The following is a 19,865-nucleotide window of genomic DNA, read 5'->3' on the forward strand; positions in this document are numbered from 1 at the left end:
AACGGGGTCAGGCGTTCGGCACCCATGCACCCTCCACGGTGTGCGTGGCGCCCGGTCGGATTTCCACGCTGCCCCACATGGCGGCCGGCGCCTGCCCGGCCCACTTGATGGCGGCGTCCAGGTCCGGAACGTCGATCAGGAAGTAGCCGCCCAGCTGTTCCTTGGTGTCGGCGAACGGCCCGTCCTGGATCCTCAGTTTCCCGTCCTGCGTGGTGACGGTGGTGCTCGCGTGCGAGGGTTGCAGGACTTCGGCGCCCAGGAGTACGCCGGCCTGCTGGAGGGTGGCGGCGTAGCTGTTCATGGCTGCCTCGCCCTGTTCCAGCATTTCCGGGCCGAGTTCCTCGGGAGTCATTTCCTGGTAGTGCATCAGCAATGTGTAGCGCATGGTTCTCTCCTCCTTCATCCGATGGTGGCCCGTGCCGGGCTTACTCTCAAGACGAATGGGCGGAACGCCGATCGACACTTAGCCGAAAATCATGCTCAGGAAGAGGCGATGTGCCGTTCGATAAGGGCCGCGATCTCCTTGTGCCCGTGCTGGCGCGCGAGCTCCAGGGGCGTGGCGCCCCGTTCGTCCGTCATGCCGGGCTTGGCGCCGTGCTTGAGCAGGAGCCCGACGACTTCCTGGGCCACCGGGCCGCCGTCGTTGAGGATGATCGCCTCGATGAGCGCGGTCCAGCCCAGGGTGTTGGTCAGGTTCACGTTGATGCGGGTGTTCTCCAGCAGGTACCGCACGATCTCCACATGGCCCTTCTCCGCCGCCGGAGTCAGTCCGTTGCCGCCGAAGCGGGTGAGCCGCTTGAGGTCGCAGCCGGCCTCCACCATGGTCTTCACGAGCTCGGGTTCGTTGTGGATGCAGCCGTGGATGAAGGGGTTGAAGCAGGTCTGGTCCTGGGCGTCGATGTCCACGCCCTCGGCGATGAGGGCGCGGACCACGTCCAGGTGGCCGCCGCGGGCGGCGCGCAGGATCGCGGTGGCTTCCTCATGGTCGACGGCGTCCTTGTCGGCGCCGTCTGCGAGGGCCGCCTTCACTGCCTCCAGTTCGCCCGCTGCCGCGGCCTCGAGGTAGCGCTCGTCAACGGTCAGGGTAGTGGTTTCCATACGTTCCTCCAGGTGACGCGGTCCTGGGGTGGCAGGACGATCTTGGCATACGTTATTTGAAGCTTTCGGCTCCCTTCCGGCGAATTTGCTGGAAGGAAGCCGAAGGCCTAGGCAAGATGGTATACCAAATGTGCCTTGAGGCGAACCCTACGCCCCCACCTCGAAGCGCGCCACCGTGAGTTCCTCCAGCACGTCGAGGTCCACGTCCACGCCGAGCCCCGGCCGGTCCGAAACCAGGACCTCGGGGATCCGGAACTCCAGGTTGCCCGGCTCGCGGGAGAACTTCACCGGCCCGGAAAGCTCGGTGGAGACGATCGCCGGGTGTGCGAGCGCCAAGTGGTATCCGGCGGCGGAGGCAATGCTGGTCTCCAGCATGGACCCCACCTGCACCGAGAAACCGGCCAGCTCTGCCTGCGTCGCCAAGCGGTGGCAGGCCCGGATGCCGCCGCTCTTCTGCAGCTTCAGGTTCACCATGTCCACGCTGCGGGCCTTCACGAAACGTGCCAGGTCGCCCTGCGACACTACGGCCTCATCCGCCATGAGCCGCACGCCCACCTGGGACCGGATCAGCTCGAAGCCGTCCACGTCGTCGGCCCGGATGGGCTGCTCCACCCAGTCGATCCCGAACGGTTCCAGCTCCCGGATCATGGCGATCGCCGTCGCCGGATCGCCCCAGCCCTGGTTCGCGTCCACCCGGATCGCCAGATCGTGCCCGATCGCCGCACGCACGGCCCGGACGCGTTCGACGTCGAGCCCGTCCTTGCCGCCCAGCTTCATCTTCAGGTGCCGGAAACCTTCCTCGCGGGCCTGGACCGCCTGATCGGCGAGGACCTCGGGGGCGAGGATGCTCATGACCCGCGCGATGGTGGGGTTCTCCGGTTTCCGCCCGCCCAGCAGGCTGTACACCGGCCGCCCGGACGCCTTGCCCGCCAGGTCCCAGCACGCGATATCCACGGCCGCCTTCGCTGAGCCGTTGTTCTTCATCGCGGCGTCCATGCGCTGGTGGACCGCCGTGATGTCGAAGGGATCGAGCCCGACGACGGCGGGCAGCAGCTCGGTGCGCATCGCCTCGACTGCTCCTCCCGGGGTCTCGCCCGTGACGTGCGCGTCCGGGACGCTTTCCCCGTAGCCCACCAGGCCGTCGTCGGTCTCGAGGGCGAGCACGATGCTCGGCATGGTTGCGTACGTGTCATAGGCAACCACGAAGGGTTCCTTGAGCGGAACGTCGATGCGGGTGATGGTCGCTTTGGTGATCTTCATTCGGTGCCTTTCATGTAGCAGGCCTTTCATGGTGCCGGCTTTTACATCACGGAGTTCAGGAATGCGACGGTGCGCGGGTTCTGCGGGTTGCCGATGACCTCGGCGGGGGTGCCTGCCTCGACCACCACGCCGCCGTCCATGAACACCACGGTGTCCGCCACGCTGCGGGCGAAGCCGATTTCGTGGGTCACCACGATCATGGTCATGCCGTCGGCGGCGAGCTGGCGCATCACGTCCAGCACATCGCCCACGAGCTCGGGGTCCAGGGCCGAGGTGGGTTCGTCGAAGAGCAGCAGCTCCGGGTCCATGGCCAGGGCCCGGGCGATCGCCACGCGCTGCTGCTGTCCGCCGGAGAGCTGCGCGGGGTAATGGCCCGCCACGTGGGACAGTCCGACGCGTTCGAGCAGTTCGTAGGCTCGGGTCCTCGCGGCGGCGCGCTCCACCTTCTTCACGCCCACCGGTGCCGCCATGATGTTCTCCAGGGCGGTCATGTGCGGGAAGAGGTTGAAGCGCTGGAACACCATGCCGATGCCGCGGCGCTGCCGGGACACTTCGCGCGGGTTCATTTCGAAGATCTTCCCGTGCCGCCGGGCGTAGCCCACCAGGTCTCCGCCCACCTCGATCCGGCCGCCGTCGATCCGTTCCAGGTGGTTGATGCAGCGCAGGAACGTCGATTTGCCCGAGCCGGACGGGCCGAGCAGGCACATCACTTCGCCCGGGTTGACGGTGAGCGAGACGCCCTTGAGGACCTCCACGTGCCCGTAGCTCTTGCGGACGTTGCTGGCCCGCACCAGGGTTTCAGTCATCGTTTTCTCCTTTGAATGATGCGCTCAAGCAGGCTGGGCGCCTGCGCGGCGGTGCCCCGGCCGTAGTGCCGCTCCAGGTAGTACTGCGGCACGGAGAGCACCGAGGTGAGGAAGAGGTACCAGGCGCTGACCACCAGCAGCAGTTCCACCTGGCGCAGGTTCTGCGAAGAGATCTGCGTGGCCACCGTGTACAGCTCCAGCACTGCGATCACGGACAGCAGCGAGGTCTGCTTGAGCATGGAGATGGTCTCGTTGCCCATGGGCGGGATGATGACGCGCATCGCCTGCGGCAGCACCACCTTGAACAGCGTGTACGACGGCGACATCCCCAGTGACGCGGCAGCCTCATGCTGGCCGGGGTCCACCGAGAGCATGCCGCTGCGGATGATTTCCGCGGAGTACGCGGCCTGGTTCAGGGTCAACGCCAGCAGGCCGGCCACGAAGGCGGGCACCAGGGTGTTGGTGTCCACGGAGAAGATGGTGAAGTCCGTGAACGGCACGCCGAGGCTGATCTGCGAATACAGCAGGCCCAGATAGCCCCAGAACACGATCTGGATCAGCAGCGGCGTCCCGCGGAATACCCACACGTACAGCCAGGCGAAGGCGTTCATCACCGGGTTCTTCGACAGCCGCATCACGGCCAGCAGCACGCCCAGCACGGTGGAGATGAGCATCGCCACCACGGTGACCAGTAGGCTCAGCCCCACGCCGTTGATGATCTTCGGGTTGAACAGGTACGTGGCGATCGTGGAGTGCTCGATGTTCGGGTTCGTCCACAGCGAGGCGACAAGGCCTGCCAGGGCGAGCACCAGCAAGGCGGCCACCACCCAGCGCCAGGGGTGGCGCAAAGGGACCGCGACGACGTCGTCGTCCCCGGTCACATCGGTGTCCACAGCACCCCGTTCCGTCACCGCGGGGCTGCTCACTTGACGTCTTTGCCGGCGTCGGATCCCAAGTTCATCCCGGCCGTCTTCACCGAGTAGTCGGAGAGTTCGTACTTCTTCAGGATGTCCTCGTACGTGCCGTCCTTGACGATCGCTTCCATGGCCAAAAGCAGCGCCTTGCTGAGCCCGGCATCCTTCTTCAGCACGCCGATTCCCGTGTATACGGGGTTGTAGCCGGCCGGGTTGGCGGGGTCGCGCACGATGTCGAAGACCTTCCCGTCGCCGGCGGTCTTCGCGGCGTAGGCTGCCGGGGCGGAATCGACGACGTCGGCGCTCGCCTTTCCGGCGCGGACCGCCGTCTGTACGTCGGTCTCCAGGGGGAGCTCGGTGACGTTGATCGGGTCAGAGCCCTTGTCCTTGCACTTCTGCTCGTAGCTGCGCAGGATGTCGCCCTGCACGGTGGCCTTCTGGACCGCCACGGTCTTGCCGCACAGGTCAAGCGCCGTGGTGATGTTCTCCGGGTTGCCTTCGCGGACCAGGATGGAGAATCCGGCGTGCAGGTAGTCCACGAAGTCCAGGGTCTTCTGGCGCTCCGGGGTGTCGTTCATGCCGGACATGATGATGTCGTTCTTGCCCGACTGCAGGGACGGGATGATGCTGTCGAACGCCTGCTTCTGCAGTTCCAGCTTCACGCCGAGCTTGGCGCCGAGGGCCGCGGCGAGGTCCACGTCCAGGCCTGTGAGGTTCTGGTTTTCGTCGAACATTTCCAGCGGCGGGTACGGGATGTCCGAGGCCACCTTGATGACGCCGGCCTGCTTGAAGCGCGCCGGGAGTGCAGCCACGGCGGCGGGATCGGCGTCGGCTGCCGAGACGGACTTGGCCGTTTCGGCGGGGGTGGCGACGCCGCCGCAGGCGCTCAAGCCGAGCACCAGCGGGAGGGCGGCCGCGCAGAGCAGGTGGCGCAGGGAGGGCTTCTTTGTGGAGGCGTTCATGGGGGACTCCTGGAGGTTGTTGGGGGCTCGACTTAACGGGTGAGGCGGTACCAGCCGGCGCGGGTGACGCCGTCGGCCTGGTAGCCGGCGGCGAAGGCTGTCTCGAAGGACTCGCGCATGGTGCTGCGCCACAGTGCGGCCTGCTCCGGGTTGGCGGCACGCAGGGCCACGATGTCCCGGGGTGCGCGGCACCAGAGGGTGCCGCCGGCATTACCGCCGGCTGACTCGAGAAGCTGGGGCTCGCCGTCGGGCCCGTACTTCAGGACGGTGGTGCCTTCCACAGCCGGGAGTTCGACGTCGCGGGGCGTGCCTTCGCCGCAGGCGATGCTCACCTCGGAAGAAAGCGGCCACACGGCAACGAGGCGGTCGCTTTCGTCGTTGGCGTTGATCTCGTCGTCCATCAGGCCGTAGAAGTTCCGCTCGTAGCGGCGGACGTGGGCGCCGAGTTTGCTGAGGTTGAAGCGGGCGTTGCGGCTGACGAGGGGATCGAAAGTCCAGGTCATGGTTTCGATGCCGCGGGCCAGGGACCAGGCGCGCTGGTGCTGCTTGAGGGCGAAGCCGACGCCTTTGTCCGCGATGCCCGGGGCCACGCCCGCGATGAACGAGTAGGTGGCCGCGTCGCCCGGAGTGACGATCGCGACGGCGGCCCCGCAGAGGGTGCCGTCCGGCAGGTAGGCGGCGGAGATGTTGCAGCCGGCATGCGAGATTGCGCGCAGGATGTCGAAGGGGACCGGGGCGCCGTGCGGGGACGTCCCCCAGATGCTGACGAGCAGGCCTTCGATGTCCCGGAGCTTCTCGCGGTCCGACTCCTCGACGACTGTGACGCCGGCCCGTTCGGCGGCCACGGTGGCCGCTGCCCGGGCGTGGCGTGCTGCGGGGTGTGCTTCAACAGTGAGTGACATTCCTCCACTATGGCGAGGCGCCCGTGCCGCTGGCTTTAGCGTGTGGCACCAAGCTTGTGCTCCGGGCTTGTTGTTCGCCACAAGGGCGGCTAGTTTGCTGGGCATGGCTTCAATTCCGTCCGCTTCACACCAGATCCCGCTGCAGGAACTCCTCAAGGTGCTGGAGGGCTCGGGACTGGGGGTCCGCACGCACGGCCCGACGCCGGTACTCGCGCTGCTGAGCCCGAGCCTCTACGACCCCACGGCCGAGCTCGAGTCCCTTCCGGGCGGCATCCTGCTGGGCATCGGACTGCAGCCTGCAGATCCGCGGACTGCCGCCGTCGTGCAGGAAGCGGCCGCTGCGGGTTTCGCGGCGGTCGTGGTCAAGGCGTCGTCGGAGGACGGCCTTGACGAGCTGGCCGCCGCAGCGGACCGGAACGGCATCGCGTTGCTCGTGGTGGAGGACGGGGTGTCGTGGCGGCAGTTGGACGGGCTGCTCGAATCCGCCGTGGGGACGCTCGCGGAGGCCAACAGCTCGCTGGTGCCGCTCGGCGTCGGGGACTTGTTCGCGCTGGCCAACGCGATCGCAGCGATGGTGGGCGGCGCCACCACCATCGAGAACCTGCAGGAACAGATCCTGGCCTACTCCACCCTGCCGGACCAGCCCATCGACGAGGACCGCCGCAGCGGCATCCTCGGCCGGCAGGTGCCCTACCTTCCGGAGAACGCCGGACAGTACGCCGCGGTGTTCCGGTCCGAGGGCGCCGTGCACGTCAAGGGCGTGGGAGATGCCGCCATGGACCGGCTGGCCATCGCCGTGCGTGCCGGGACGCAGCCGCTCGGGTCGATCTGGGTGGTGGACGCGGACGGTACCTTCGATGCCGAGGCCAGGCGCGCCCTGGAGAGCGCCGCCGACATCGCCGCGTTGCACATGCTCCGCGCCCGCAGCAGCTACGACCTCGCCCGCCAGCAACGGGCCGAACTGCTGCGCCGGCTCCTGGAAAGCGACAGCGACTCCCAGCTCGTGGCGGAACAGTTGGCGCTCGGACGCAAGGGCCCGTTCGCCGTCGTCGCCTTCCAAACGGAGGTGGTGCCGGGCTCGGAGGAGATCGCGTTGGCGCGGGTGCTGGACCTGGTGAGCACGCAATGCGAGGCGTACCGGCAGGGGACCCAGTGTGTCATGCTCGGCACCACCATCTACGCACTGTTTACGGAGGCCGGCCCGTCCGCGTTGCCGCAGATCGGGACCCTGGCCCGGCGGCTGATCGAACGGGCCGCGGCGTCGTTGCGGCTGGAGCTGCGGGTCGCGCTGGGGACGCCGGTTGCCGCGGTGGACGAGATCAGCCGTTCAAAGTACGACGCCGACCTGGTGCTTTTGATGCTGGCCGACGGCGGCGGTGGGGTTGGGTTGGCTGGGGCCGGCTCCGGTGGGGCTGGCGCTGGCGGGGCCGGCTCCGGTGGGGCTGGCGCTGGCGGGGCCGGCTCTGCTGGGATGGCGTACGCCAGTGCGGAGGAGATGCGCAGCCGGCTCACCCTGCTGGAGGTAGCGGCGCTGTTCCGGAGCAAGCCGCGGCTGATGTCCCCGGCCGCGGCCGCGATGCTGGAGCACGATGCCCGCTCCGGCACCGAGTACGCGAAGACCCTGCGGACCTACCTGGCCCTCTCCTGCGATTCGGCCAAGACAGCGCACGCCTTGTCGCTGCACCAGAACACCCTCCGGTACCGGCTGCGGCGGATGGAGGAAATCTTCGGCATCGACCCCGCCCAGCCGGACGACATGCTGGTGCTCTGGCTGAGCCTGGCGGTGCAGGAGCTCGGTGGGGCCGGGCCCGCGCACATTCTGCTGGATCACCCGGCTGGATAAACCTGCCAGGCCCGGAATGACGCGGCTGCGCTCGGTGGTGCTGCGGGGTGATCCAGCAGAATCGACACCATGACCCGCGCTACGAAGACTGCATGACCGACAAATGCCCGGCCTTGGCCGCCACCAGGCACTTGGCCAGGTAGAAGGGCCTGCCGCTCCGGCGCACGTACTGGGTGAGGACCAGCACCGGGTCCGAGGGGCGCAGGTCCAGCAGCTTGGCGCGGCTCGGGCCCGCGGTGCTGAGGCTGATCTGGCATTCGCCCGGCCCAAGCGTCATCCCAGGCCGCTCGGCGAGGATCTCAAGGAGGGGTCTTCGGAGCCAGGCTGGTGCGCCCGGCGGGGTCGGCCGCGGCGGCCAGCCAGTCGCCGTCGTCGGCTGTCTTCCCGCCGGACGCAGGAGCGGGCGCAGAACCGGGCTCCCGGCCGGTTCCCGCAGGCACGTTTTCCTGCAGGTGTCCGATCGCCTCGCCGTTGCGGATGAGCACGCTTTCCCACAGCCAGCAGTCCTCGTTGGGCTCGACGCCGATGCCCGGGGCGACGAACTCGGAGGCCGGCTGGAAATCGGCCAGGGTGCGTTTAACCTGGACGTCCATCTCGGAGCCGCCGAGGAGCTGGTCGAAGGGGCGGATCTTTTCGATGCCGATGCGGGGGAGGGAGTCCGCCACGAAGCGTCCGACGCCGCGGCGCGCCCGGGTGAGGCCGTCTTCCTCGAGCAGCATGAGGGCTTCGCGGATGACCGTACGGCTGACGTCCATCATGACGCCGAGTTCGGTTTCCGTAGGCAGCAACGAGCCCGGGGGGAGCAGCTTGGTGCGGATGGCTTCGGCGATGCGGGAGTACGCGGCAACGCGCAGGGGCTGGCCTTGTTGGGCGGTGAGGGGTCGGGACAGGAACTGGACGGCGGTGTCGGTCACGGGGCCTCGCTTGGGTGGGGTATCGCCACTGTATCGGGGTTGTATGACAAATCAAATCCGGCGTATGGAGCCGGCGATGAAGGCCGCCGGGTACCTCCAAAATGGCGTCTTCGATTGGCCTGCCGCGGCATATTGACTCCGTCTTGGGGCAGGCCTAACCTCTGCCTTAACGGGCGTGGTTGGCCCGTTTCTTCAGTGTTTTCGGCGCTGCGTCTGGGGGCGCTCCGCTGGGCAATAGTGCCAGCGAGGAGAGTCCTAAATGTCTTGGGAAATGTCCGGAAAGTATGTTGCAAGCTGCAGTTGTTCATTGGTCTGCCCGTGCCCGGTTGACGGCGAGCCAACCGGCCCGGACAAGGAATGTCGAGGCGTTGCCGTGTTCCATATTGAGGGCGGCAAACTCGACGACACCGATCTTTCGGGAGTCGATTTCGCTTTTGCGAACTGGTTCCCCACGAACCTCACGGCCGGTGGCTGGAAGATCGGGGTGGTAGTTGATCAAGGGGCTGCCGATGGTCAGGCAGCGGCCCTTGAGCGCATCCTGCACGGCGACGAGGGAGGCCCGTTTGCGGACTTCGCGGCGCTGTACGGGGAGTGGCTGGGTGTGCAGCGCGCAAGTATCAGTTTCTCTGACAGCGCCACACCGTCCGCTTCGGTGGAAGGGAGCGTGAGTTACACCTTCGAGCCACTGCCCGGACCCGACGGCGGCGTCACAACGGTCAAGAACGCGATGTATGGCTTCGCACCCGAGTTCATGATCGGACGGGCGCCGACCAAGTCGACCCTGTTCGGTCTCGATTTCGACGGCGTCTATGGCGAGAGCGCTGAGTTCAGCTTCGCCAGCGAGATGCCCGAAGGTGCCGCCAGGGGCCGGGCGTGACGGCCGGCCTCCGGTGAACAGGAAAGGAGTTCGGGGAACCGGGGCGCGCATGGCGGGCGCCCCGGTTTTCCGGGTCGATCCGCGCTCTGTCGATCCTCGCGTGGCAATCCTTGTGGCGTTCCTGCTCGCGCTCGCCGGGGCGAGCTGGATCTTCTCGGCCGTGCAGATGAACGGCATGGACATGGGGCGTTGGACGGACCCCGGTCCGCTGGGCTTTTTCCTCACCACATGGGTGGTGATGCTGGCCGCGATGATGTTTCCGTCCGTGGCGCCGATGGTCGTTGCCTATGACAGGATCCAGCGCCACCGCCGCGGCTCCGGACGCTATGCTCCGCGGGGTTCCACCGCTGTGTTCGTGGCCGGCTACCTCCTTGCGTGGACGGCGTTCGGCCTGGCGGCCTACGCGCTTTACGCCGTGGTTGCGGCAATCATTCCCGGCGCGCTCACGTCGGAACCGGGAGGCCGCTATGTGGCGGCCGCGGTGATCCTCGCGGCGGCCGCCTATCAGTTCACACCGGCGAAGAACGTCGCCCTGATGAAATGCCGGACCCCCATGGACTTCATCCTGCGCCGGGTGCGGTACGGGTACGTCGGTGCGCTGCGCCTGGGAGTCGAACACGGCACGTGGTGCGTCAGCTGCTGCTGGGCGCTGATGATCGCCCTGTTCGCGCTCGGCGTCATGAGCCTTGGCTGGATGGCCGTGGTGGGCGCGTTCATCGCCCTCGAGAAGATGTTTCCGTGGAAGCGCTTCGCCAACCGCGCCGTCGCCGTCGCCCTGGTGCTGATCGCGCTTGGTGTTGCCCTGGTGCCGGGAATGGCCTCCTGACTGCCGGCGTCACCAAGCCGTACGGAACTCCCTAGCCGTACAGCAGCGAGCCCGGCGTGGTGAGCTTCTCGCGGTCTCCAGCCAGGTCTTCGGAAGTACGTGGAAACGCAGGCTAAGCGAGACTCAGCTCGCTGTCTGTGTAGGCCCCGGCGCGGGGTGCCAGCTCCGCCTGGCAGGTGCAGTTGCTTTCGACTTCGATTCGGATGGTCACCGTTTCGCCGCCCTCAACACTGAGGATGACGGGCTCCGTTCCGGCACTGGAAACTCGCAGGACTGGCGACGTTGCAGACATGGGGAAGCTCTTTCGGATTGAACGGGATGGCGAGGATCAGCCAGTCGCGTCGAGGACGCCGCGCGATGGTCGCCGCCGCGCCCGCAGAGGCGAGGATGATGAGCAGGATCTGGCCGGCGCGGGTGGGCACGTACCTGGCGGCAATATCGCCCAGCACCAGCCCGGTAAGGCGGGCACCGGCAACGGTCAGCCACATGGTCCATGGTAGCTCCGGAGGACGCCGGCGCTGTGTTGTGCGTCACGACGTTACCCGAGCGCCACCTTGCCGTCCTCGCCGATGCCCCAGCCGGGGTTGTGCGCGATCTCCCAGATGATGCCGTTGGGGTCTTTGACATGGCCGTGGAAGATCCCGCCGAAGGCTCCCGCCTGTGCCGGCTTCAGCACCGTCGCCCCCGCCGCTTCCAGCCTCGCGATGGTGCTGGACACTTCAGCCGCGCTGCCTACGTTGTGCGAAAGGGTCACTCCCCTGATGCCGGCGGGTTCCCCCGCCTTGCCCAGGTCCTGGTTGAACTTGACGGAATCGAACAGGCCCAGCACCAGGCCGGGCGCCACCTGGAAGAAGATGATTTCCCCGGGGACATCCAGCAACGGGTCCCAGCCGAGCCCGTCCTTGTAGAACCCGTGGGCACGGTCCAGGTCCCCGGTGGCGAAGGTGATGAAATGCAGTTTCTGGTCCATGGGGGGATCGTAACGGAGGGGCCGGACACACCAGGCCGCGGGCACAATCCAAGCGTCCTTGGAGGCGCACCAGCGCGATGGGAGGATGAACGGGTGGAACCCTTTTTCGACTTCGTGGGCAACTACTGGTGGCTCGTTTTCCCCATCGGAGGAATGGCCGGCGGGTGGGCGCGCCAGTGGTCCAAGGCGAGTGAACGGCGGCACCGGCGCAAGGTGGAGCTGTACAAGCTGAAGAACCAGGCGGCCGCGGCGGAGCAGGCCAATCAGGCCGAGGTGGCCGCGCTGATCGCGGCGCACGATTCGGTGAACCACAAATGGCTCGACTACGAGCTCGACATCGGCAAGCTCATCGAGTTCCCCCTGATGACGGATGTCCGCGAACCCCTCACCGTCGCGTACCTGCGGGCCAAGAAGGACGCCGACGCCTTGCAGCCGGCTGACCCGGCGGACATCACGACGGCGGCCCGGCTGGCTGAGTACCGCGCCGCCGTGCATGGCTTCGAGCTGGCGTTCGACGTCGCCGAACGCGAAGCCCGGCGCATCAAGGACGGCAACTTCACAGGCCCCGAACGGCAACGGCTGGCGACCGCCAGGAAGCTCCTGCGGATTGCCGAAGACAGTGCCGCCACGCCCGCTGAACGGCAGACGGCGTACAGGCGCGCCCGCAAAGAGCTGGACGGACTGATTGTCCTGCCGGAAACGGCTATCGCGGCGCTCGAAGAGAAAATCGCCGGCATGCTCGACGCCCGGAAGGACCCGGCCGGACCCTCTGCATGACGTACATTCGGGGGATGGACAATTTGCTCATCCACCACAACGCCGAGCGCGAGCGCTTCGAACTGCTGGACGCCGGCCGCGTGATCGGCAAGGCCGCGTACAAGGAGTACGACGGTGGCGCTGACGCCGGCTCCGGCTCGGAGGCCTCCTCTGACGGCCCCGCCCGGCAGCGGATTTTCTACCACACGGTCATCAACGAGGAGTACGGCGGGCAGGGCCTGGCCGGGAAGCTTGCCACCGAAGCGCTGGACCAGACGATCGCCGAGGGCCTGCGGATCGTTCCGGTGTGCCCGTTCATCAAGAAGTTCCTCCTCAAGCACACCGAGTACGAGGCCCACGTGACCAGGCCGACCCCTGCCCACCTCGCCTTCCTCGAGGACGCGCTCGCGCAGCGCGTCAAGGCATAGCTTCAGCTGCGACGTAAGAGCCAAAAACACGTCAGGGCTCCCGGAATTCCGGGAGCCCTGACGTGTTTCCCCGGGCTTCAGCGGGGAAGGCGGGAAAGTTGCAGCCTATGCGCGGACGCTGTTGCGGCCCCTGGTGAGGATCACGGAAAGCGCCACCATGCCCACGCCGAGGAGCAGGTGCAGGATGTTGTCGAAGCTGTTCAGCGGCACGAAGTTGCCGGCCGAATCCTGCGGGACCACCAGACCGTAGATGAACAGCACCAGGTAGATGATTCCGCCGTAAAGCAGGAACGCCTTGGAACCGCTGGCGCTGCGGGCGAGGAACAGCCCGGCCGCGCCGAAGAGCAGGTGAACGATGTTGTGCAGGGCCGAGACCTGGAACAGGCCCAGCAGCATGGCCTCGGAGTGGTGTCCGGCGAAGCCCATTTCACCGATGTCGGAGGTGATGCCGGGAACAAAACCAAGCACGCCGACCAGCAGGAACACGGCGCCCACGGCCAAGGATGCCTTCTGGACAATGGTGCGGCCTGCTGTGCGGGTAAGCGGGTGAGTTGCCATGATGATTTCTCCTGAATGCGATGGTGTTCCTTGGATCAGCGGCTCGTCGCTCCCGCCGTCCCGAGGGGTTACGCCTGTTATTCGGCGCATATCGCAGGTCGGATGGGTGGTTCAGGAAAAAATCAGGAATCCGGCTTTAGGAATCCAGCCGGGCAGAAGCGACAGTGGGCAGCGTGGGCACTGCCGATCCGCCAGCAGGTTCCACGGTGATCCCCAGCATGGAGGCGGGACCGATCCCGCTCACCACGGCCGGCTTGGACAGCGCTTCGGCATCCATGAGTCCTTGCGAGACGGGCGCCGACCCATTTCTGGGGATCAGCCACATCTGGTAGACCTTGCCCGCGGGCGGAGGAGGCACGTCCTTCATCCGCACCACCAACGCGTCCTTCGACGCCGAAATCGCCAGCAGCACGGTGCCGCCACCGGTCACGTTCGTGGACGCTTCGCGGACATCCTGTGCCTCCAGCACCTGGTTGACCCGGGTCGTTCTGGCTCGCCACATAGCTGCCGATGCCCACCCCGCCCAGCGCCAAAGCCGCCGCGGCGGCCGCACCGATCAGCCACCTGCGGACGGCGGAAGGCCGACGTCGTTCTTCACGCCGCAGCCTCGCGGCAGCCAGTTCATCGCCCGACGCCGGTCCGGCAGCTTCCCCTGCAGGTTCCCCGGGCGTTGCTTCCGGCAGCTGCGGCAGCTCGGATGGCAGCTGCGCCAGCGTCCGTTCGAGCAGCCCGGCGGGCGGCTCTTCCTCGGCCATGAAAGCCAATGCGAGGGTTTCGCGGGCCTGGCGGACCCGTTCGTTGAAGGCGTCGCGTTCGGCCTGCGGGGCAGTTGAGATGTAGGCGTCGATGGCGTCCCGTTCGTCATTGCTGACGGCGTCCAGGGCGTAGATCTCCGCCAGCTCGACGGCTCGGCCGGCCTTCAGGTCGGTGGCAATATCGGCGGCGAAACCGCGGGAGCGGGGGCCGCCGTCATTCGCGTCCATGCTGTTCATCTCAACTCACCTCCAAACAGGTCTTCAGCCGGATCAATCCGTCCCGGATCCGGGATTTGATGGTCGGTAACGCGGAATTCAAGCGCTCGGCGACTTCCCGGTAGCTCAGGCCGCCGTAGTACGCCAGCCGGACCGATTCCTGTTGGGTCTCGGTCAGCGTCTTGAGGCACCGCACCACGGCCTCGGCCTCCATGCGGCCGCCCACCTCATCGGACACCGAGTCGTGCTCGATCTCCTGGCTGGCGGCACCGAATCTGGCCTCACGGTCCGTGGAAGCCTGCGCCGAGCGGACCTTGTCCACGGCACGGCGGTGCGCGATGGTCATCAGCCAGGCCAGCGGGCTTCCGGTCGCGGCGTTAAAATTCCCGGCGTTCTGCCAGACCTGCAGGAAGACTTCCTGGGTGGCGTCCTCGCTGAGCTCCAAGTCCACCAGGACCCGCCGCGCCATGCCGAAGACCCGGCGCGAGGTGAGGCGGTAGAAGTCTGCGAAGGCCTCCCGGTCGCCGTCGGCGATCTGTCCGAGGAGCCCGGCCAGCTGTGCGTTCAGCTCCAGCCCGGTGGTCGCCGCGACGGCGGCAGGCTCGTCCGCCGTTTCGGGAACATGGGGAGTGTCCATCACGGTCCAGCATAGGCCGCGCAGCTGCAGCGTTGTCACTGATCCCGCCTCCCTGTTCCGCCCGTTGACACAAGGCATTCGGCGCCGTGGGAGTTTTGGACGGGTCGTGTCCAGTCCCTGCGTGCGTCCCGGAACACGGCGTCGGGGCAGGATTTCCGCAGGATTAGCCCAATTTGCACCGTGGACGGGAATGACTGCGTATCTTCGTTTCGGGGGATGCACAGCGGACCGAGAATGCGGCGCGGGAGTCTCCCGAAAATCGCAACCGACACCGTCGTCGAAAGGTCTCAGAATGTCCCAGCCAAACTACAGTCAGTCCTACCAGTACCCGAATTACGCGAATGTGCAGCAGAACAATTCACTGGAGCACTTTCAGGGAACCAAGTTCAAGGAAAAGTCGATCATCTTCGGCGTCATCGGATTCTTCTTCCTGGGAATTGTCTTCGGCCCCTTGGCCATTTCCAATGCGCGGAAGGCCGAGGCCTTGCATCACTCGGCAACCCTGGGCAAGGTCCTTGGCTGGGTGGACACAATCTGCTCCGCGCTGGGAATCGTCATGGTCCTGTTCTTCATGATCGCGGCGGCGTCGAGCGCAGGGCGTTAGGCGCGGGCTGATCGCGGGGGAGCGCCGCCGTCGTGCGCCGGCTGGTCCGGCGCACGACGGCGGCTGGGCACTGTTAGCGGTTGTTGGAGACTCCGGTCTTGAAGCCGGGGTGCCTAGAGGCGGTGCCCCCTAAGGGCAAAGGCCAGCAGCAGTCAGAGCGGGTTGCCAGCCCTCGCGGTGCTGCCGGGCAGAACCGTGGTTTGGAATGTTGGCGGAACGAAGGTGGGGTGCGTTCCGCGAGGACTACGATGGGTCATGGCTGGTTTCGGGATGAAGATGGCGTGCACGTTCCTGGCTCTTCTTGGCTTGTTGACGGCTGGGATGGTTCCTGCGACGGCGGCTCCGCCACCGCGGAGTCCGGAGCCGGTGGGCAACGACGTTTCCTGGCCGCAGTGCGGCAAGACCCTTCCCACCGAGCAGGCCTTCGCGATCGTGGGAGTGACCGGCGGCTTGGCCAACAACACCAATCCCTGCCTGGCTGAGCAACTGGCGTGGGCCGCGGGCTCCACCGGGGGAACAGCGCAGCCCAAAGTGGCCTTGTATGTGAACACGGCCAACCCCGGGCACGCCGGGACGTGGTGGCCGACGTCGAACAGCTACGCCGGCAAGCAGGTCGCCAATCCCTACGGGACGTGCGGCGGCGGGGTCGATGCCGCCTGCTCCTACATGTACGGCTATGCGAAGGCCTATGACGACGCCACGATCCGCGGCGTCAGCAACCCCGGGAGCTATTTCTGGTGGCTGGACGTGGAAACCGGCAACAGCTGGCAGGCCAACACGGCACTGAACAGGGCCGACCTCGAAGGTATGGTCGCCTACTTCAAGAGCATCACCTCTGGTGTTGCCGGCGCCGGCGTGGGAATCTATTCGACCGGCTACCAGTGGGGAACCATCGCCGGGACCGTGCCGTCCGGCAGCTCCCTCACCGGGCTGCCGAGTTGGCTCGCCGGTGCCAAGACCTTGCGCGGAGCGAAGTCGAATTGTTCCCTGCCCGGCTTGACACCCGGAAGCCGGGTTTCGGTGACCCAGTACGTGTCGGCTGGGCTCGACTACGACTACTCGTGCCCGTGATTTGTCCGGTTCCTTCGGAGTGCGCTGGCCGGGGAGCGCAGGATGTAGTTTGGCGTGGTCAGCGGCATCCGAAGGTGCTTCCCCTCACTTGGAAGACGTTTGCTATTGGCTGCGACTCGGAAGGCCTTTCTTCATGCACGAAAGCTTGTGATGTTGGCACAATGGCGCTGAGTGTGGTGGCAGGCTGCGGTGTTAGTAAGAGCATGACGGGCTTCGAAAGGTACGTGAATATATGACTGCATGGCTGGTTCGGGCAGGAAGCACGGGGGAGCGGGAACAATGGGCTCTCAGTAAGTCGGTCACCGGCGCTGGGTACGGCGACGTGGACTCGCTTCAAGATTCAGACACCAGGGAAAAGGTCTTCTCGAAAGTTGAAGCCGGAATTCCCAGCCAGAAGCTTGGAGCCGTCCGGAACTTCGCCGCCCAACTTTGGGCTCTGCGAGGTCGCATGGAGCTCGGAGATCTCGTGGTCATGCCGTTGAAGCGCTCGGCAGCAGTCGCCATTGGAATCATCGAAGGACCCTACGAGTACGACTCCAGCGAACCGGATCCAGAACGTCGGCACATCCGCCGCGTCCGGTGGAACGCCCCTGACATTGCCCGTTCCCGGATCAATCAGGATCTGCTTTACTCCCTCGGCGCCTTTTCAACGGTCTGTCGGATCGAACGGAACGACGCCGAGTTCCGGCTGCGCACTGCCATGACGACTGGCAAGGACCCAGGGGCCCGGCTGGAGATGCAGGAGGTTCCGTCCAAGGGCGGCAGCCTCTTGGTCGATGAAACAGAGCAAGATATCGTGCCCGTGGATATTTCACGTTATGCAGCGGACTCAATAGCAAGCCGTCTCATCGAAACTTTTGCGGGACACAAGATGGAAGCATTGGTTGCCGAAATCCTTAAGGCCGATGACTTTGTGTGTACAGAACATGGGCAAGGAACTGATGACGGCATCGATCTCGTAGCCGGGAAGGGGCTCTTGGGTTTGGATAGCCCGCGCGTCATCGTTCAGGTGAAGAGCCAGGCCAGCCCAGTAGATGCTCCGACGGTATCTCAGTTGCACGGGTCGTTGTCCATCCACAAGGCTGACCAGGGCCTTCTCGTAGCTTGGGGCGGACTTACCAGGGCCGCCCGAAAGCTGGTGGACTCGCAAAGGTTCGCCATTCGCGTCTGGGACGCGGACGAATTGGTGAGCCAGGTCCAAAATCACTATGCGGAATTTCCTGCGCGCGTAAGGCAGGAACTACCGCTGAAACAGATTTGGACGCTTGCCGATGAAGCCGGCTGACATGATTGGCCCGGAGATGTTGAGAACCCAGGAACGTGTCCACCGCAGGAGGATCTTGACCCTGTTGGCGGAACAAGCCGACGGTACACTGACTGCCGAGGAATGCCTCAGGCGGTTGCAAGAGCGGTACGGTCACTTACTCAATGAAATTGACCTGGAGGAGCACTCCAGAGGCGTCAAGAAATGGGTTACAAGCGCCAGAAAATCCAGCAGCCTCATGTTTCAAGAAGGCCTCATTGAGCGGCCCAGCCGCGGGACTGACGGCCTTAGGCTGGGCCGAGGCACGAAAGTAGGCAGTTAGTCCCTCCGCGCGGCCCCTCACCCGCCGGACGGCACCCGCTCCCGCGCGGCGCGCTGGATCCTCTGAAGCCCGCTCCCGCACCCTAGCCCGGCAATGATACATGCCGTGATGAGGTCGATCATGGCCTCCACGTCCACGCGGGGATCGATTTCACCCGTCTGCATGCCGCGTCGGATTTCCGCCTCGACGGGCTCTCGGCGCCGCGATACATGCCGACCCAGGACAGCCCGTAGCTTCTCCTTTGCCTGCACGAGCGTGCATGGTGGTGCCTCCCGTCAATGTTGGGTATGACGGAATTACGAAACTGGCAGTATTTGAACCGGAACTGCGAGTCTCTTGGTGCGAGGACGGTGACTCTGTGAACGCGGGCCGGAGAGGAGGCAGGCCTCCTGGAAATGCGGAAGTCCTGCCGTTGGTCATAGTGGATAGTTGCATACACCGAAGGCGTCAGTCTTGCGGATCCCTGCCGTAAGCTACGCCGCCGGGACGTCTGTAGTCGACGCCCTTCATGGCGTCTAGTTCTTTCGCCTGAACATCCAGTTTGGATTGGAGATCGCCCAAAAGGGACTGGTAGTTCTTAGGATTAATCCTTGACTCCTGCAGGTACGCATTGCACGCTCCAGCCATGATTTCCAGAGCCCTAAAAGCCGCAGATCGAGGGCGCAGGTTGACGCGCGTTTCGCGAATAAGGCGCCGGCAGTCGAGAACAGATTGACTACAGCGCTCGATGTCGTGGACATACTCTTTGGGATCGACAAGTTTGGGCTCGTTAATCACTAGCGAGCGTTTGAGGCTTAAGTCCACCAGAAGCCCGTTGAGGACAGCCTTCTCCTTTGATGCTTCATCTCTCCTTCGCGTTATGTGTGCTGCTAGGAAGGCAAATCCAGCGCCGAAGAATGAACCCAGGAAGGTTTCCATGAGGTTCCAGAGGTCCATGAAACGCACCTACTTTGAAGACGACACCCGAAGTGAAAGTGCCTTGGATGTGGAACCTGCGTAGGGCAGGGGAATCGCAGGCTCGAACGCTGCGGTGAATCGGTGCGTGCCTGAGTACATTAGTGTCACGGTGAACAGAACCTCAGGGATGTCCCCAAAACTTCCTGTGGAAACGAGTTCTCCGTTGTCGTACAGGTAGATGTAACCCCAAGTGTGACCGGCGACAGACCCGTTGGTACCGGACACCCTGGCTGTGATGTCTACACTGTCATCAACGCGAAGACTCCCCGTTGTGGTGCTGCTGAGCTTGGTGGCCGTCCACGGTCCTGCCAGCACCTCGTATTGAAGCGTTCGGCTGGAAGGCTGATAGTTCGCATCACCGGAGTACGACAGGATGTAGGCGCTGGGACCGACGTGATTGGGAGTCATGAAGGAAGCCCCGAAATCTGGGTCAGACAGACCGTAGATCGAGGCCTTCGAGCCGGAATATTGGTCCTTGAGAGTGATCGTTCCTGTGGGTTTTGGTCCTGTAGCGGGAATAACAAGATGGCCGTAAATAAGGACACTCGTCTTTACGAACGTATACCCGGGTTCGTCGATGTATGCCGAGACGTCACTCGGAATTCTGGTGTCACCAGTCTCCGCCACGGCCGCCTGGTTAGTGGCGCCGAGTAGAGAGAAGACGAGTAGGAAAACGGAAAAAACGCGGTACTTAGGGCGCGAAACCCGCGGTGAAGGGGTTCTTGGCATGGGACTTTCCTCTGCTTCAGAAGTGAAGAATCCCCAGCGCTTCTGGGCCTAGTTCGGCCGTGAAGAAGAAAGTACGCCAAAATGCACCATGATGGAAGCGCATGGGAGTTCGGAAGGGGCATCCAGCTGCCATTACCCAGTGATTTGGGGAGGGCCCTGGGCTTCTCGCGTTCAAGTTGCAGCGCTTCAGAGTTTG

23 protein-coding genes and 2 pseudogenes are annotated in these 19,865 nt (G+C 65.2%); 9 read left to right on the top strand and 16 right to left on the bottom strand.

Annotated features, from left to right (window positions below; translation table 11 throughout):
• Positions 1-7 precede the first annotated feature (7 nt).
• The 7 genes from ACZ9CK_RS03810 to ACZ9CK_RS03840 all read right to left on the bottom strand — a co-directional run bounded on the left by ACZ9CK_RS03810 (position 8) and on the right by ACZ9CK_RS03840 (position 5,942).
• A complete protein-coding gene (locus tag ACZ9CK_RS03810; RefSeq protein WP_426302426.1) occupies positions 8-385 on the bottom strand; it encodes a YciI family protein in 378 nt (125 codons plus the stop codon).
• A gap of 95 nt (positions 386-480) precedes the next feature.
• A complete protein-coding gene (locus ACZ9CK_RS03815) occupies positions 481-1,098 on the bottom strand; it encodes an ankyrin repeat domain-containing protein (protein ID WP_476049288.1) in 618 nt (205 codons plus the stop codon).
• Between the two features lie 147 nt (positions 1,099-1,245).
• Positions 1,246-2,358, bottom strand: a complete 1,113-nt coding sequence (locus ACZ9CK_RS03820) for a mandelate racemase/muconate lactonizing enzyme family protein (protein WP_426302428.1) — start codon at positions 2,356-2,358, stop codon at positions 1,246-1,248.
• A gap of 41 nt (positions 2,359-2,399) precedes the next feature.
• Positions 2,400-3,164 carry an amino acid ABC transporter ATP-binding protein gene (locus ACZ9CK_RS03825; RefSeq protein WP_476049289.1) on the bottom strand — a complete coding sequence of 255 codons (765 nt, stop codon included), beginning with the start codon at positions 3,162-3,164 and terminating at the stop codon, positions 2,400-2,402.
• The gene (locus tag ACZ9CK_RS03830; RefSeq protein WP_476049290.1) at positions 3,161-4,090 is read right to left on the bottom strand and encodes an amino acid ABC transporter permease; all 930 of its coding nucleotides are present in this window, start codon (positions 4,088-4,090) and stop codon (positions 3,161-3,163) included. The genes ACZ9CK_RS03825 and ACZ9CK_RS03830 overlap by 4 nt, the downstream gene beginning before the upstream one ends.
• A complete protein-coding gene (locus ACZ9CK_RS03835; protein WP_476049291.1) occupies positions 4,087-5,040 on the bottom strand; it encodes an ABC transporter substrate-binding protein in 954 nt (317 codons plus the stop codon). Before ACZ9CK_RS03835 ends, ACZ9CK_RS03830 begins: the two co-directional genes overlap by 4 nt.
• Positions 5,041-5,072: 32 nt before the next feature.
• Complete coding sequence (locus ACZ9CK_RS03840) at positions 5,073-5,942, bottom strand: hypothetical protein (RefSeq protein ID WP_476049292.1); 870 nt, start codon at positions 5,940-5,942, stop codon at positions 5,073-5,075.
• Positions 5,943-6,045: 103 nt separating this feature from the next.
• On the opposite strand from ACZ9CK_RS03840, the gene ACZ9CK_RS03845 reads away from it, so the two are divergent.
• A complete protein-coding gene (locus tag ACZ9CK_RS03845) occupies positions 6,046-7,785 on the top strand; it encodes a PucR family transcriptional regulator (RefSeq protein WP_476049293.1) in 1,740 nt (579 codons plus the stop codon).
• A gap of 79 nt (positions 7,786-7,864) precedes the next feature.
• Here ACZ9CK_RS03845 and ACZ9CK_RS03850 read toward each other — a convergent pair.
• Positions 7,865-8,699, bottom strand: a pseudogene (locus ACZ9CK_RS03850) (GntR family transcriptional regulator).
• Positions 8,700-8,958: 259 nt separating this feature from the next.
• Here ACZ9CK_RS03850 and ACZ9CK_RS03855 point away from each other — a divergent pair.
• Together ACZ9CK_RS03855 and ACZ9CK_RS03860 are read left to right on the top strand one after the other, a co-directional pair.
• Complete coding sequence (locus ACZ9CK_RS03855; RefSeq protein ID WP_426302435.1) at positions 8,959-9,576, top strand: DUF1326 domain-containing protein; 618 nt, start codon at positions 8,959-8,961, stop codon at positions 9,574-9,576.
• A 100-nt stretch (positions 9,577-9,676) separates the two neighbouring features.
• On the top strand, positions 9,677-10,402 hold the full coding sequence (locus ACZ9CK_RS03860; protein WP_476049294.1) for a DUF2182 domain-containing protein: 726 nt from the start codon (positions 9,677-9,679) through the stop codon (positions 10,400-10,402).
• Between the two features lie 224 nt (positions 10,403-10,626).
• On the opposite strand, the gene ACZ9CK_RS03865 is transcribed toward ACZ9CK_RS03860, so the two are convergent.
• Complete coding sequence (locus tag ACZ9CK_RS03865; RefSeq protein ID WP_476049295.1) at positions 10,627-10,890, bottom strand: hypothetical protein; 264 nt, start codon at positions 10,888-10,890, stop codon at positions 10,627-10,629.
• 50 nt (positions 10,891-10,940) lie between these two features.
• Positions 10,941-11,372 carry a VOC family protein gene (locus ACZ9CK_RS03870; protein ID WP_476049296.1) on the bottom strand — a complete coding sequence of 144 codons (432 nt, stop codon included), beginning with the start codon at positions 11,370-11,372 and terminating at the stop codon, positions 10,941-10,943.
• A gap of 93 nt (positions 11,373-11,465) precedes the next feature.
• Here ACZ9CK_RS03870 and ACZ9CK_RS03875 point away from each other — a divergent pair, with 93 nt between their 5' ends.
• Positions 11,466-12,149 carry a hypothetical protein gene (locus ACZ9CK_RS03875; RefSeq protein ID WP_476049297.1) on the top strand — a complete coding sequence of 228 codons (684 nt, stop codon included), beginning with the start codon at positions 11,466-11,468 and terminating at the stop codon, positions 12,147-12,149.
• A 14-nt stretch (positions 12,150-12,163) separates the two neighbouring features.
• Positions 12,164-12,556, top strand: a complete 393-nt coding sequence (locus ACZ9CK_RS03880; protein ID WP_476049298.1) for a GNAT family N-acetyltransferase — start codon at positions 12,164-12,166, stop codon at positions 12,554-12,556.
• A gap of 105 nt (positions 12,557-12,661) precedes the next feature.
• Here ACZ9CK_RS03880 and ACZ9CK_RS03885 read toward each other — a convergent pair whose 3' ends face one another.
• Both ACZ9CK_RS03885 and ACZ9CK_RS03890 read right to left on the bottom strand, forming a co-directional pair.
• Positions 12,662-13,114 carry a DUF4383 domain-containing protein gene (locus ACZ9CK_RS03885; protein ID WP_476049299.1) on the bottom strand — a complete coding sequence of 151 codons (453 nt, stop codon included), beginning with the start codon at positions 13,112-13,114 and terminating at the stop codon, positions 12,662-12,664.
• Between the two features lie 136 nt (positions 13,115-13,250).
• On the bottom strand, positions 13,251-13,583 hold the full coding sequence (locus ACZ9CK_RS03890; RefSeq protein ID WP_476049300.1) for an anti-sigma factor domain-containing protein: 333 nt from the start codon (positions 13,581-13,583) through the stop codon (positions 13,251-13,253).
• Positions 13,584-13,587: 4 nt separating this feature from the next.
• Here ACZ9CK_RS03890 and ACZ9CK_RS03895 point away from each other — a divergent pair, with 4 nt between their 5' ends.
• On the top strand, positions 13,588-13,947 hold the full coding sequence (locus ACZ9CK_RS03895; protein WP_476049301.1) for a hypothetical protein: 360 nt from the start codon (positions 13,588-13,590) through the stop codon (positions 13,945-13,947).
• On the opposite strand, the pseudogene ACZ9CK_RS03900 reads toward ACZ9CK_RS03895, so the two are convergent.
• Together ACZ9CK_RS03900 and sigK are read right to left on the bottom strand one after the other, a co-directional pair.
• Positions 13,939-14,106, bottom strand: a pseudogene (locus tag ACZ9CK_RS03900) (RskA family anti-sigma factor); the annotation flags it as partial. The gene ACZ9CK_RS03895 and the pseudogene ACZ9CK_RS03900 sit on opposite strands and share 9 nt — an antisense overlap.
• 1 nt (position 14,107) lies before the next feature.
• Positions 14,108-14,722, bottom strand: a complete 615-nt coding sequence (sigK, locus tag ACZ9CK_RS03905; RefSeq protein ID WP_476050852.1) for an ECF RNA polymerase sigma factor SigK — start codon at positions 14,720-14,722, stop codon at positions 14,108-14,110.
• A gap of 292 nt (positions 14,723-15,014) precedes the next feature.
• On the opposite strand from sigK, the gene ACZ9CK_RS03910 reads away from it, so the two are divergent.
• From ACZ9CK_RS03910 to ACZ9CK_RS03920, 3 genes are all read left to right on the top strand, one after another.
• Positions 15,015-15,326 carry a hypothetical protein gene (locus tag ACZ9CK_RS03910; protein WP_476049302.1) on the top strand — a complete coding sequence of 104 codons (312 nt, stop codon included), beginning with the start codon at positions 15,015-15,017 and terminating at the stop codon, positions 15,324-15,326.
• Positions 15,327-15,581: 255 nt separating this feature from the next.
• Complete coding sequence (locus ACZ9CK_RS03915; RefSeq protein ID WP_476049303.1) at positions 15,582-16,397, top strand: glycoside hydrolase family 25 domain-containing protein; 816 nt, start codon at positions 15,582-15,584, stop codon at positions 16,395-16,397.
• 232 nt (positions 16,398-16,629) lie between these two features.
• On the top strand, positions 16,630-17,682 hold the full coding sequence (locus ACZ9CK_RS03920; RefSeq protein ID WP_476049304.1) for a restriction endonuclease: 1,053 nt from the start codon (positions 16,630-16,632) through the stop codon (positions 17,680-17,682).
• 748 nt (positions 17,683-18,430) lie between these two features.
• Here the strand turns inward: ACZ9CK_RS03920 and ACZ9CK_RS03925 are convergent.
• A complete protein-coding gene (locus tag ACZ9CK_RS03925; RefSeq protein WP_476049305.1) occupies positions 18,431-18,919 on the bottom strand; it encodes a hypothetical protein in 489 nt (162 codons plus the stop codon).
• 9 nt (positions 18,920-18,928) lie between these two features.
• Positions 18,929-19,669: a hypothetical protein gene (locus ACZ9CK_RS03930; protein WP_476049306.1), complete on the bottom strand. Its 741-nt coding sequence runs from the start codon at positions 19,667-19,669 to the stop codon at positions 18,929-18,931.
• Positions 19,670-19,865: the final 196 nt, after the last annotated feature.

It is taken from the genome of Arthrobacter sp. TE26545, assembly GCF_056279005.1.